Origin of the sequence: Campylobacter sp., assembly GCF_020024835.1 — a bacterium.
Taxonomy (GTDB): domain Bacteria; phylum Campylobacterota; class Campylobacteria; order Campylobacterales; family Campylobacteraceae; genus Campylobacter_D.
Genome location: NZ_JAHHTD010000034.1, coordinates 1 through 13,652, shown reverse-complemented (window position 1 = coordinate 13,652; position 13,652 = coordinate 1). Strand labels below are relative to the sequence as shown.

Genomic DNA, 13,652 nt, shown 5'->3' with positions numbered 1-13,652 from the left:
ATGTAATTGAGGTATTATTAACGGATAAATTTATTAAATATCGTATGCCTTGTGTAAAATAAATACATTAAAATAAAGATTATAAAAAGGAAAGCAAATGATAAAATTAAATAAAATTTATCAAGCAAAGCAACAAATATCTGAATTTATTTTTAAAACCCCATTTGTATATTCTTCTTTTTTGAGTGATTTTTTACACTCTGAAATTTTTTTAAAATGTGAGAATTTGCAAAAGACTGGAGCGTATAAGATACGGGGTGCTTATAATGCTATAGCAAATTTAAGTAAAGAGCAAAAAGCTCAAGGGGTTATTGCAGCAAGTGCTGGAAATCATGCCCAAGGAGTGGCTATAAGTGCTAAAAAATTTGGTATTAAAGCAGTGATAATTATGCCTGAATCTACTCCGCTTTTAAAGGTTAGTGCGACAAAAAATTTAGGTGCTCAAGTAATACTTAAAGGTGATAATTTTGATGAAGCTTATGCTTTTGCTTTAGACTATGCTAAAGAATATGCTTTAAATTTTATCCATCCTTTTGAAAATGAAAATATTATGGCAGGGCAGGGAACTTTGATACTTGAAATGCTTGATGAGATTGGTGATTTAGATATGATTTTAGTTCCTGTTGGAGGCGGTGGATTAATTAGTGGTATTGCTAGTGCTGCAAAACAAATTAATCCAAATATAAAAATAATTGGAATTAGTGCAAAAGGTGCTCCTGCAATGTTTGAGAGTTTTCATAATAAAAGTATTATAAATTCAAAATCTGTAAGAACTATTGCTGATGGTATAGCAGTAAGAGATGTTAATAAAATTAATTTTAATATTATACTTAAATGTGTAGATGATTTTATACAAGTAGATGATGAAGAGATTGCAAATGCGGTATTATATTTACTTGAAAAACATAAGATTGTAGTTGAAGGAGCGGGAGCTTCTGCTGTTGCTGCGCTTTTACACAAAAAAGTAAATTTAAATGGAAGTAAAAAAATAGGTGTTGTATTAAGTGGTGGAAATATAGATGCACAGATGTTAAATATCATTATAGAAAAAGGTCTATTTAAATCCTTTAGAAAGATGTATATTAATGTAACATTGGTAGATAAACCTGGAGCTTTAATGAGTTTAAGTGATGCTATTAAGGAGGCAAATGCAAATATAGTAAAAATTGATTATGATAGATTTTCAACTAAATTAGATTATGGTGATGCAATGATTTCTATTACTTTAGAAACTAAAGGAGCTCAACATCAAGAATTAGTTAGAAAATTACTTTTTGAAAAAGGTTTTCATTTTAATGAAATTTTATAAAATGATTAGAGTATGATAATATAGATTATAAATAATTAAATTTTTATAAGTTTATTATTGTAAAGAAGTAACTTGTATGAAGTTGATATTTTTTAATAATAAAATATTAAATTTAGTTATTTTCTGGGAAAAACTAAGAGTAAATATAAATAAATTAATATCAAGCTAGAAGCATAAAACTTCTAGCTTTAATAAATTTGTCAAATAGCTTGAGTTCGTATTGTGAGCCATTGTAAAGATTTTGTATCATTAGCTAATTTAGGGGAAAGTTTTTGAAAAACTTCTTGGTGATAATTATTTAGCCAATTTTTTTCTTTTTGATCTAATAAAGTTAAATCTATACAACTAGGCTCAAAAGGACAAAGGGTAAGAGGTTTAAAATATAAAAAATCTCCAAATCCAGTATTTTTTTGATTTTGTATTTTAGTATGAACAACTAAATTTTCAAGTCTTATTCCCCATTTGCCAGATCTATATATTCCAGGCTCTATAGATGTTACCATTCCTTCTTTAGCTTTATTTTTTTCAAGAATTGGAGCAAAATATGAAAGGACTTGCGGACCTTCATGAACATTTAAAAAATATCCCACCCCGTGTCCTGTGCCGTGCATATAATCAAGTTGTTCTTCCCATAATGGAGCACGAGTGATAGCATCAAGTAATGGCGTAGCAATATTTTCAGGAAAAATTGTTCTTGACATTGCAATGTGAGCTTTTAAAACTAAAGTATAATCATGAATTTGTTCAGCATTCATTTTTCCCACCGGGACAACTCTAGTGATATCTGTTGTTCCATTTTTGTATTGACCACCAGAGTCTAATAATAATAAACCATCTTTTTGTAAGTAGGCATAACTTTTATCTGTTGCTTTATAATGTGCAAATGCGGAATTAGCATTAAATCCTGCTATAGTCGCAAAACTATTACTTATATAGTAAGGGCTTTGAGATCTAAATTTTGTAACTTCTTTATCTATATCAAGTTCGCTAATTTTTTGATCATTTTTTATAGCTTCTTCTAGCCAAGCAAAAAATTTACATAATGCAACTCCATCTTCAATCATAGCTTCTTCAATAAAAGCAATTTCTTTAGCATTTTTTTGTGATTTTAAATTAGTGCTAGGGTTTAAATGTTCTACAATGGTAACACTTTGATCTAAAGTATTAACCAATAATGCTGTCATTTTTGCTGGCTCTATTAATAAATTTATATGATGAAGTTTTTTGAGTTCATCTTGTATATACTCATATGGTCTAAGTTCTATACCATCTTGTTTTAGTTTTTCTATCAATGATGATTCGATTTTTTTTATGTCAATAAAAAGATAACTTGTATGTTCTAAAATCAAAAAATGACTTAGAAAAACAGGATTATATGATACATCTGATCCTCTTAAATTTGTAATCCACGCTATATCATCTATACTAGAAATAAGATGTGCTTTTGTGTTAAGTTTAAGCATTTGCTCTCTTATCATTTGCAATTTTTCTTTTCTTGTATATGAGCAATATTTTTCTTCGTGTTCGTAAATTTTATTTGTTGGTAAGCTAGGACGCTCTTTCCATAAATCACTAATAAAATCTTTATCAACAACACTGATGTATTTATTTAATTCTCTTAAAATTTCCAAAGGTAAAATGGCAAAATCTATTCCTAAAATATTTTTTTTATCATAGTTATTTTTTTTAATCCATTGTAAAAAAGTATTAGAGCTATCTTGCTTTTGCAACACAACACCGCTACCTTTTAATTCTTCTTCAGCTTGTAACCAGTAACGCCCATCTACCCATAAATAAGATTGTGTTTGTGTAAAAACTAAAGTGCCAACAGAACCACTAAAACCACTCATAAAAACTTTGCTTTTATAGTATTCTGGCAGATACTCACTCAAATGTGGATCTGCACTTAAAATAACATAAATATCTATATTGTTATTTTTCATCAACTCTTGTAATTTTTCAATTCTTTCTTTGTAAATATTCATTTTATATCCTTAATATGTATCATTTTGTTGATTTTATTTTTGAAGATAAATAAAATAAGAGCCATACCTAAAAGAATCCATATGCACTGAGAAAATAAATCGACTAAAGCACCAGCTTCATTTTTGATTGCTTCACCTCCAATTAAACCTGCTATGATATTTCCTAAAGATAGGCTAACAAACCAAAGTCCCATTACTTGGGCTTTTATTAAATTTGGTGCTATTTTTGTCATTAAAGATAGTCCTACTGGACTTAAGCAAAGCTCTCCAAGTGTCATAAAGAAAAAGCTTAGTATTAGCCATAAAGGAGAAGCAAGATCATTGCTATTTATCACACTTTTTGAAGCTAAAACCATTACAAAAAAACCTAATGCTGCTCCTATTAATCCTAATGTAAATTTGATGATAGAAGAAACTTCAAAATTCATTCTAGCTAAAATAGTCCATATAAATGCTATTATTGGTGCAAATATTATAATAAATAAGGCGTTTATAGATTGAAACCATACAGTTGGAATTTCAAATCCTAGTATATTTCTATTAGTCAATGAGTCTGCAAAAAAGTTAAAAGAAGTGTATTGTTGTTCAAAAACAGACCAAAACACAGCAGCTGAGAAAAATAAAATAATAAAAACTAATAATTTCTTTTTTTCAGTGTTATTTAAAGAGCTAAAGAAAAATAAATATAAAAAATAAATTCCAGCATAAAATAAGATGATAAATATCATATTTTTTGCGATGACTATAGGATTTAATTTGACAAATCCTCCAAAAAGAAGAAAAGATAAAGCGATTAAAACTACAGCGGCTATTACAATAACCCATAAAATATTTTTATGATATTTTATAGGTTTATCCCAAGGATATTTAATCCCTACATTTTTATCAAAATCAACTAAATCAGGAATAGTTTTAAAATAAAAAATAAGTAAAGCAATAAGCATACCTATGCCACCAGCACCAAAGCCTATATGCCAACCATATTTTACTTGTAAAAAACCACAAATTAAAGGAGCTATAAAAGCTCCTAGATTGATTCCCATATAAAAAATTGTAAAACCTGAATCGCGTCTTGGATCTTCTTGAGTATATAGCATACCAACCATAACAGAAGCACAAGTTTTAAAAAGTCCTGTTCCTATGACAATAAGAGCTAAACCAATAAAAAACATTACTGAATTAAATATAGATAAAGCTATCGACAAGTGCCCAAAAGCTATAATGATAGACCCTATAAATATAGCTTTTTTTTGCCCTAGATAATTATCGGCTAACCAGCCTCCAGGCAAGGCTGCAAGATACAGACAGCCTCCAAAAATTCCAGCTATAGCAGCAGCTTCCTCTTTGCTTATATTTAAGCCTCCCATACTGACACTAGCTGCCATAAAAAGAACTAATAAAGGACGAATTCCATAAAAGGAAAATCGCTCCCAAAGCTCTGTCATTGATAAGCTAAATAATGGTTTTGGATGACCTAAAAATGCTTTGTCTAAATTTTGCATTTGCTTTCCTTAGTTGTTGATTTTTGATTATAGAATAACATAAAATTACTATTATTTTATCAAATAATATATATTGATATTGATTGTGTTACAATATGGCACTTTGTTATTTTTAAATGATGATTTTTGTTGTGTTTAAAAATTTAAATAGATATTGTGTATAATACTTAAAATAAGCTAGAAATATAAAATTCTAGCTTAAATAAGAGCAATTTTTAATACTTCCTCTAAATTTTTTACACCCACAATTTTCATATTTTTTATAACTTCTTGAGGAATATCTTTTAAGTCTCTTTCAAAATTTTTATATGGAATGATAGCTATTTTTATTTCAGCTTTATATGCTGCAATAAGTTTTTCTTTTAAACCACCTATTGGTAAAACATTACCCATAAGATCGATTTCACCTGTCATAGCAATATCAGATTTTACTTTTTTATCACTAAATATAGATGCAATAGCAGTCGTAATAGTTATACCTGCACTTGGACCATCTTTAGGTGTAGCACCATCTGGAACATGAATGTGTAAATTGTATAGGTTGTAAGCATTTTCATCATTTTTATAAATGATATTTTTTGGAATTTTAATGATATTTTGATCAATTAAATTTTTAACTAAGCTAAATGCGATTTTAGCAGATTCCTTCATTACATCGCCTAAACTTCCTGTAAGCATAAGCTCACCTTTACCTTTAATTTTAATAGCTTCAATTTTTAAAACATCACCACCTACAGCAGTCCAAGCTAATCCATTGACTTGTCCAATTTTATTTTCTTTTTCGTGCTTTTCTATTTCAAATACTTTTTTATCAAGGAATTCTTGTATATTTTTTGTGGTAATTTTTATAGTATTAAAATCTTGATCTAAGAGAAATTTTTTAATACATTTCCTGCATATTTTAGCAAGCTCTCTTCTTAAATTTCTAACTCCTGATTCTCTTGTATAATCACTAATGATTAATTCTATAGCTTTTTTATCAAAAGAAATTTCTTTACCTTTAAGACCATGTTTTTTTATTTCATCAGGAATTAAAAAATTTTTTGCAATTTGAAATTTTTCTTGAGGAGTATATGAGCTAAGTTCTATAAATTCCATTCTATCTTTTAAAGCAGCAGGGATTGAGCTTGCGTCATTTGCAGTTGCTATAAATATAATTTTACTTAAATCTATATTGAAATTTAGATAATAATCTCTAAATTTAGTATTTTGTTCTGGGTCTAAAATTTCTAGTAAAACAGCACTAGGATCGCCTCTATGGTTACGACTTAGCTTATCTATCTCATCTAAAACAACTACAGGGTTACTTTGCTTTGCTTCAATAAGTCCTTGAACTATACGCCCTGGCATAGCCCCTATGTAAGTTCTTCTATGACCTCTTAGCTCATTTACATCTTCAAGACCACCAAGAGCTATACGAACTAATTCTCTTTTTAAAGCTTTGGCAATTGAATTAGCAAGTGAAGTTTTACCGACTCCTGGAGGACCGACTAAACATAAAATTACTTTGGCACCATCTTTATCTTTTATTTTGCGTTTTTCTAAAAGCTCTTTAACGGCAAAATATTCTTCAATACGCTCTTTTGGTTTTTCTAAAGCATAATGATCTGTGTTTAATTGTTTAGATACATTTAATAAATTTAATCTTTTTTTCGAAGAATACTCAAATGGTATATCTAAGACGGTTTCTATGTAAGTTTGCACCATAGAAGCTTCAGAATTATCCTGATGTATTCTTTCATATTTTTGTATTTGTTTTTTGATTTCTTTATACGCTTCTTCATACATAAAAGGTTTTTTGTTTTCTAATTTTTTATTGTATTCTTCAACTTCACTTTCTTTTTGTATATCACTCCCTAACTCTCTTTGAATTTGCTTTAATTGCTCTTTAAGAAAGTATTCTTTATTGACTTTGTCTATCTTAGAATGCACCTTGTTTTTGATTTCTTTTTGTATTTTATTAGCTTCTATTTCCTTGGCAAGATGGTCGATTAAATTTAAAAGCTTAGTTTCTACATTTGTTTCTATGAAAAAATTATATGCTTGGTATTTTTTAATTTTGATAGAATTTAGTATTAAATCACAAATTCTACTAGGATCACTATCTTCTTCAATAGTCCTTAAAAGATCTGGTGGAAAATAATGACTAATCATAGATAAAGCTTTAGTTTTTTCTTTTAATACCTCAATAATAGCTTCTTTTTTTGTAGAACATAATGCTTCTTGATAAATTAGATCTACTAAAGCAATTAAAGGATCGCTAGAAATTGGTTTAAGAATCTTAGCTTTTGCATAACCTTGAAATAAAATTTTAATCCTACCATCTGGAAGTGGAACTTTTCTCATAATATTTCCGATAACTCCGCAATCATAAATATCATCAAAATTCCTTCCGCCTTCTATTTTTGAAGGAGCAACAAATATCATAGTTTCATTTTGTATGGCTAAATCTAAAGCTTTGATATTTTGTATATCACTTAAAAAAATAGGAGTGATCATAAAAGGATATAAAAATAACTCATCTTCTACAAGTACTGGAAGTTGTGCAGGGTAATTTTGATTATTGTCTATTTTCATTATAATGTGCCTTCTTCAAATATTTTTCTATACCATGGAAGTTCTGGTTTAATCATATCTGTGTTTTTAAAACTAGAATCGTCTAATTTTTCTTTATAAATTTCATAACTTTCTTCTCTATCAAGTTTTTTATAAAGTTCAGCTATACTAGAATCAAGATAAAAAACAGCAAGATTAAACTTAGTAAGCATAGTATTAATTAAGTCGTTATACTGGACATTTGGATAATTTTTATTATATTCTTGAATTTCTTTGATAGTTTTTAACATTAAGGCTTGATTGCGATTTGGAACTGCAAAAGAATCAAATTTAGCTTTAATTTTTAAATATCGAATATATGCAATATTTTGAGAATCTCCAAATTTATTTAGATATTCATCAAGATAAAAATTTGCTAATTTATATTGTTCTTCATTAATGTGTGCTTGTGCTAAGATTAATAGAGTTTGCTCCAACAGCGGATCGGCTATATGCTCAGCTGCCATAGAAGTATAGTGTTGATCTGCTAGTTCAAGATTTTTTTCTTGTAGATCTTTTATGATTTGCTGATACCACTCAATAGAGCTAAGATTATACAAATCTGTAGTTTTTTTTGTAGCGCAAGCCCCTAAGAATAATCCTAAAATGACGAATGTAAATATAAGATTTTTTTTCATTATGTAACCTTAATAAACTAAAAAATTGTAATTATAGTATTTTTATGTTTATGAAATTGTTAATTTTAAAAAACTATAATTTTGTTTGAGTATTTTAATTTTTGGAACTAATTTTGCTTTGGTTCTCTTAGCAATTAGATTTAGGAGGCAGAATGAATTTAGAGGTTAAATGTCCTATTTTAGGTTTTGAAGAGACTAAAAATATGAATTTTTATCAAATTGATGAAGTGTTTTATAGACTTAAAAGTCTTGATGGAAAAGATTTTTCTTTTGTAATGATTGATCCGTATATGATACGTCCTGATTATGACTTTGAGGTTCCTGATTATTATCAAGAATTATTAGGTTTAAATGAAAAATCAAATTTTGGCGTTTTTGTAATTGTGGCTATTAATAAACCTTTAGAAGAATCAACGGTAAATTTTTTAGCTCCAGTTGTTATGAATTATGATGATGGCTCTTTAGTGCAAGTTATATTAGATACCACGAAATATCCAGATTATTTTCAATCAGAAAAGATTTCTGCATTTATTAAATCTTCAGAAAAATAATATGTCTGAAATCTATATTTTAGGAAGTGGTGCTATGGCAAATGCTTTAGCGCAAGGATTAAGCAGTAATTATAAAGTTACAATTGTTGCAAGAGATATAAAAAGTGTTGTATCAAATTTAGATATCAAAGTAATTTCTTATCACGAATTTGATTTAGAAAATAAAAATGTAATTTTAGCTTTTAAACCTTATGCTTTAGATGAAGTAGCTTGTAATTTATCAGGAAAAGCAAGATGGGTTATTTCTGTTTTAGCTAATACAACTTTTGAAAAGCTTCATATTATAAAAGCACAAGATTATATAAAAATAATGCCCAATATCGCGGCTAAATTTAAAACTTCTACAACTCCGTATTTAATGGAAAAATATTTGTTTAAAGATGAAATTTTAACATTATTAAATACTTTTGGTAAGTCTTTTTTACTTCAAAATGAGAAGGAATTTGACGTAGCAATGATTTTAAGTGGTTGTGCTCCAGCATTTTTATCTTTAGTAGCAGAATCACTAGCTAATGCTGGAGTAAGAAATGGATTAAATAATACTTTAAGTTATGAACTTACTAAAGCAGCTTTTGAAAGTTTTAGCGTTTTATTTAATCAAGAGCATCCTGCGTTAATAAAGGAAAAAATTTGCTCACCTGCTGGAGTAACTATAAAAGGAATAGAAGCTTTAGAAAAAAAAGCTATTAGAGCTGCATTTTTTGAAGCATTTTTAGCAAGTATGAGTAAATGAAGCAAGCTTTTAGTCTCCTAGAGCTTGCTTTTTGTATCGTTTTGCTTGGAATTATCTTTAGTTTTTATTATTATGTATTTTATTTTAAAACTTCCAATATAATTCATAAAAATCAATATTTGTATGAAGTTGAAAAAAATCTTATAGAAAAAAGAAATTTAAATTCTAATAATATTCAAATTAGTAATTATTTTTTCATAGAATATTTTGATAGTGTTTTTAATCTTAAATCTTTACAAATAAAAGATGATTCTTATAAAAAAGAATTTTATGATGAAGAAAGCTTTTAGTCTTTTAGAACTTGTTTTAAGTTTAATTGTGTTTGGAGTTATCGTTTCAATTCTTATGCTACCTAGTATTCAGATTTATGAAAAAGTTTTTGATATAAGAAATAAAAATAATACTTTTTTAGATATAAATCAAGTGTTATTAAGCATAGAGAAAATTTATCAATCTTGTCGTGATTTTAAATATGATCATCATTCTTTTGAATGTTATATGAGTGCAGCAAATGATATATTTTATGATATTAATTTAGAAAAATTTAATTTTAGCGGTATTATGGTGGATATGGGAAAATTTGTAAGTCCAAAAAGTAATTTTCATTTTATTGAAAATGGTATTTCTTATGGAATTTTAAGTAATTACAAAGATATTCATTCAAATAAGAAACAAAAAAACTATCCAAAAGATTATCTTTATTTATATGCTTTAAAAGATAAGAAAATTTATAAAACTTATGTTAATGATAATGAAAGTATTGTATTTTCCAATGAAAAATTTGAAGGATTTTATGATGTTGTGTATGCTTATATAGGAATTAATTTTGAAAATAATAAAGTATTTTTAAATATTAGAGATTTTGAAAATAAGCAAAATAGATTTTTACTTTCTGATAATATTGATAGTTTTAATATAAAGAAAGAAAAAAATAGCATAAAAATAACTCTTTGTAAGCAAAAAGAATGTTTAGATAAATGGATTTTTAAATGAAAAAGTCTTTTGTAATGGTTTATGTTGTATTTTTAATAATGTCTATTGCTTTTTTATCGCTTTTTGTTGTTAAAATTTCATCATATTCATCAAGAATAATGAAGGATTTTATTTTATATACCCAAGGAAAAATATTACTTTATGATTCTAAAGAAATGTCAAAGTATTTTTTATATGAAGCAAGAAAAGAAGGAAAAGAATGTTTAAAAAATATAAATTTTACATATAATAATGCTATTATGCGTTTAGATTATGTTTATCCTTTAGCAGAATGTATAGATGAAAAAATAATTTCAAGCTATAAACAAGCTAATTCTATTATAGCAGTCAATGCAAGTGTATTATTAAATTCAAATAAAGAGGTAAATGAAGAGATATTTTTGCAAAAAAGTTTTTTTATTTATCCTAAATTTGACAAATATAAGTTTTAATTCCAGCAAATACCATTTTTACACCCATAGCCATAATAAAAACTAAAGCAATCCTAGAAAAGACATAAAGAACCAGTTTTCCTATAACTTTTTCGATGGTTGCTGAAAAGTGAAAGAGTATAAAAATAAATAAAAAGGTAAATAAAACTGAAGTAATTGCTATCCCTAAATTTTGATCTTCAGATATTACTACAATAGTAGAAAGAGTTCCAGGACCTACCAACATAGGAAAAGACATAGGAACAATACTTTTTTTTAGAAGTTCTTGGGGGCTTAGATTATTGTAATATTGAAATTGACTTTTTGTCGGAGTAAATAATAGATTTTTAGTGCTCATTATAACAAGTATAAGACCGCCTGCTACCCTTAGATCGTTGATATCTATTTTAAATAAATATTTCATAACAAAAGGACCTAAAAGTAAAAATATTAAAACAATACAAAAAGCAGTATAAATAATATTTCTAAATAGTTTTTTTCTTTTTTGAGTGTCTAAACCTTCTGTCATTGCTAAGAATTGCGGGAGATTTCCAAAAGGATTTAACACAGATATAATTGTAATTGATGCGAGTAAAATTATATAAAATTCAGACTCTATATCCGAAAACATAATTAACCTTTATATAACCCTTAAGTTTCAGCTTAAGGGTCTAAAAATTATAAACCTTCAAATGGGTTAGTTATAACTTCTTTTCTATCTACTATATAAGGAATTAATGCTACGTGTCTTGCACGTTTGATAGCAACTTCAACCATTTCTTGGTGTTTTTTACTAGTTCCTGTTAAGCGACGAGGCATAATTTTAAATCTTTCTGATAAAGCATGTTTTAATAATGCGGTATCTTTGTAATCGATAAAATCAACTTTTGCTTCAGTATATTTACAATATTTTCGTGAATATTTTCTTTTTTCTGCCATATTTTTTCCTTTAAACCTTAAAATGGTAAATCTGTATCATCATCATATTTGTCTATATCAATTTCACGCATAGGAGTTTCTTTAGGAGCATTATTTTGATATACATTTGATGATGTATTTTTAGTTTGTACTTGAGAATATGGATCAAAACTTTGTTGCTGATCGTAGCTATGATTTTGATTATTGTAGTGTGTTTGTTGATTATTTTGAATGCTAGAACCTAACATCTCCAAATTCTCAACTTGAACACTATGTTTAGATCTATTTTGTCCATTTTGATCACTCCATTGCTCAAATCTTAAACGACCTTCAATTAAAACTTTGCTACCTTTATTTAGATATTGGTTAGCGATTTCTGCTGTTCTACCAAAAAAACTAATGTCGATAAAGCAGGTTTCTTCTCTTTTTTCACCAGTATTGGTGCTAAATTTTCTCGTTACTGCAATAGCTGAAGAACCTATAGCACTACCAGAAGGAGCATAACGCATTTCTATATCTCTTGTAAGATTACCTACTAAAACGACCTTGTTAAACATTGATCAACCTTCTATATTTTCGTTAGTTTTAACTTCTTTTTTATGTTGTTTGATACCTTTGCTTAATCTTTCCCAAGCAGCAATTTCTTTTTTATTTTCATATTTTACAATCAAAAATCTCAAAATTTCTTCTGTTATTCTTAATATTCTTTCTAGCTCTGAAATTAAATTAGTAGGAGCTTTGAAATAAATTACAAAATAAGTTCCTCTTTCATATTTTTTAATTTTATAAGCTAGTTTTCTTGTGCCCATTTCTACTATAGTTTCAATTTGTGCACCATTTTTTACAAGAACTTCTTTTACGAAATCCAACTTAGCACTTACTTCCTCTTCGGTAAGTGTCGGTTTTAATATAAACAAAACTTCATAATGTTTCATTTTTGTTTTCTCCTTATGGATATAAAGCCCAAAAAATTTTTTGAGCAAGGAATTTTTGCAATAAAGCAAACATTATTTTATCATAACTTTCTTAATTTAACTTTTTAAGATAGAGCTAATATTTAAGATATTTGCAATCACTAATTCCTTTTTTTCAATCTTAGACTTTTTTTTAAGCTCATATTCGCACTCACATAAAGTTAAAAAAATTTTTTTATATTGTAAAATTTTTACGCTTAGAGCTTGTGTTTGTAAATTTTTTATTATGTGTGTTGGAGGTGTGTAGCCTAAAATTTCTTTTAAATTCAAATTTCCATGCACTTTTGCATATAAGGCTATTTTGAAAAGTCTTGAAAAACTTAAATATAGCGCATTAATAAGAGCTATTTCATTATAATTTTCAAGTAATTTTTCAAGATCATTACGCAAATCTTTTTTGTATAGTATTTTTTCAAAAAAACTTTCAAATTCAATAGTGCTTAAGCTGTAACAATGCTCTTGAATAACTTTTTCATCAATACTCAATCCATTAAATTTATTTAACTCGCTTGCTGCTAAATAAAGATTTTCATTAAAATTATAAAAAAGTGCAAAGAGAGCATTCTCCGTAATTTTTATATTTAATTCCTTAGCCCTTAATTTAAGTAATTCTATGCCTTCTTTTGCAGAATTTACTTTAAAAAATCTACAAAAATTTTCATTAAAAATTTTTTCTAGTTCATTTAATCTTGAATTTTCATCATATATTTGAAGTAAAAAATAATTTTCTTGTGAATTTTGGCACAGATCGATAAATTTTTTAACTTCTTTTGCTGGAATTTTTTTAAAACTTTTAATTTCAAGTAGTTTTGTTGCACTAAAAAGTGATGAGCTTGATAAATAATCATATGCTTGTTTGAAATTATATTCATCAAAATAAAATCTTAAACTCTCATCAAAATTATATTGATTTTTTATAAATTTAGTAAAAAGTTCTATTTGAAAATTATCCGCTCCATAAAGTAAGAAAAAATTTGAAATTTTTTTTTCATTTAAAAGAGTTTGAAGTTGATTTTTATACATCGTGTTTGCTTTCTAGTTGAA

15 protein-coding genes are annotated in these 13,652 nt (G+C 27.0%); 6 read left to right on the top strand and 9 right to left on the bottom strand.

Going from position 1 to position 13,652, the window contains the following annotated elements:
* Positions 1 to 97 precede the first annotated feature (97 nt).
* Entirely contained in the window at positions 98 to 1,309 is a 1,212-nt protein-coding gene (gene ilvA / locus QZ429_RS06145) for a threonine ammonia-lyase (protein ID WP_291952890.1), read from the top strand.
* A 200-nt stretch (positions 1,310 to 1,509) separates the two neighbouring features.
* Here ilvA and QZ429_RS06140 read toward each other — a convergent pair whose 3' ends face one another.
* From QZ429_RS06140 to bamD, 4 genes are all read right to left on the bottom strand, one after another.
* Positions 1,510 to 3,294 carry an aminopeptidase P family protein gene (locus QZ429_RS06140; RefSeq protein ID WP_291952889.1) on the bottom strand — a complete coding sequence of 595 codons (1,785 nt, stop codon included), beginning with the start codon at positions 3,292 to 3,294 and terminating at the stop codon, positions 1,510 to 1,512.
* Entirely contained in the window at positions 3,291 to 4,796 is a 1,506-nt protein-coding gene (locus QZ429_RS06135) for a peptide MFS transporter (RefSeq protein WP_291952888.1), read from the bottom strand. The genes QZ429_RS06140 and QZ429_RS06135 overlap by 4 nt, the downstream gene beginning before the upstream one ends.
* Positions 4,797 to 4,994: 198 nt before the next feature.
* The gene (gene lon, locus QZ429_RS06130) at positions 4,995 to 7,373 is read right to left on the bottom strand and encodes an endopeptidase La (RefSeq protein WP_291952886.1); all 2,379 of its coding nucleotides are present in this window, start codon (positions 7,371 to 7,373) and stop codon (positions 4,995 to 4,997) included.
* The gene (gene bamD, locus QZ429_RS06125; RefSeq protein ID WP_291952884.1) at positions 7,373 to 8,029 is read right to left on the bottom strand and encodes an outer membrane protein assembly factor BamD; all 657 of its coding nucleotides are present in this window, start codon (positions 8,027 to 8,029) and stop codon (positions 7,373 to 7,375) included. Before bamD ends, lon begins: the two co-directional genes overlap by 1 nt.
* Positions 8,030 to 8,181: 152 nt before the next feature.
* Between bamD and fliW the strand changes: the two genes are divergently transcribed.
* Genes fliW through QZ429_RS06100 form a run of 5 tightly spaced genes read left to right on the top strand, consistent with a single transcriptional unit; the run spans position 8,182 to position 10,737 of the window.
* Complete coding sequence (gene fliW, locus QZ429_RS06120) at positions 8,182 to 8,580, top strand: flagellar assembly protein FliW (protein WP_291952882.1); 399 nt, start codon at positions 8,182 to 8,184, stop codon at positions 8,578 to 8,580.
* 1 nt (position 8,581) lies between these two features.
* Entirely contained in the window at positions 8,582 to 9,313 is a 732-nt protein-coding gene (locus QZ429_RS06115; protein ID WP_291952880.1) for a pyrroline-5-carboxylate reductase, read from the top strand.
* Entirely contained in the window at positions 9,310 to 9,603 is a 294-nt protein-coding gene (locus tag QZ429_RS06110) for a prepilin-type N-terminal cleavage/methylation domain-containing protein (RefSeq protein WP_291952878.1), read from the top strand. The genes QZ429_RS06115 and QZ429_RS06110 overlap by 4 nt, the downstream gene beginning before the upstream one ends.
* Entirely contained in the window at positions 9,584 to 10,306 is a 723-nt protein-coding gene (locus tag QZ429_RS06105; RefSeq protein ID WP_291952876.1) for a type II secretion system protein, read from the top strand. Before QZ429_RS06110 ends, QZ429_RS06105 begins: the two co-directional genes overlap by 20 nt.
* On the top strand, positions 10,303 to 10,737 hold the full coding sequence (locus QZ429_RS06100; protein WP_291952874.1) for a hypothetical protein: 435 nt from the start codon (positions 10,303 to 10,305) through the stop codon (positions 10,735 to 10,737). Before QZ429_RS06105 ends, QZ429_RS06100 begins: the two co-directional genes overlap by 4 nt.
* Here QZ429_RS06100 and QZ429_RS06095 read toward each other — a convergent pair.
* From QZ429_RS06095 to holA, 5 genes are all read right to left on the bottom strand, one after another.
* Positions 10,712 to 11,347 (bottom strand): MarC family protein, encoded by a 636-nt coding sequence (locus QZ429_RS06095; protein ID WP_291952873.1) that lies wholly within the window; start codon positions 11,345 to 11,347, stop codon positions 10,712 to 10,714. The genes QZ429_RS06100 and QZ429_RS06095 overlap by 26 nt on opposite strands.
* Positions 11,348 to 11,394: 47 nt before the next feature.
* Positions 11,395 to 11,655: a 30S ribosomal protein S18 gene (gene rpsR, locus QZ429_RS06090; protein ID WP_257397495.1), complete on the bottom strand. Its 261-nt coding sequence runs from the start codon at positions 11,653 to 11,655 to the stop codon at positions 11,395 to 11,397.
* Positions 11,656 to 11,672: 17 nt separating this feature from the next.
* Positions 11,673 to 12,191 (bottom strand): single-stranded DNA-binding protein, encoded by a 519-nt coding sequence (locus QZ429_RS06085; RefSeq protein WP_291952867.1) that lies wholly within the window; start codon positions 12,189 to 12,191, stop codon positions 11,673 to 11,675.
* 3 nt (positions 12,192 to 12,194) lie between these two features.
* Positions 12,195 to 12,569, bottom strand: coding sequence for a 30S ribosomal protein S6 (rpsF, locus tag QZ429_RS06080; protein ID WP_291952865.1), 375 nt, complete (start codon positions 12,567 to 12,569; stop codon positions 12,195 to 12,197).
* Between the two features lie 96 nt (positions 12,570 to 12,665).
* The gene (gene holA, locus QZ429_RS06075) at positions 12,666 to 13,631 is read right to left on the bottom strand and encodes a DNA polymerase III subunit delta (RefSeq protein ID WP_291952864.1); all 966 of its coding nucleotides are present in this window, start codon (positions 13,629 to 13,631) and stop codon (positions 12,666 to 12,668) included.
* Positions 13,632 to 13,652 lie beyond the last annotated feature (21 nt).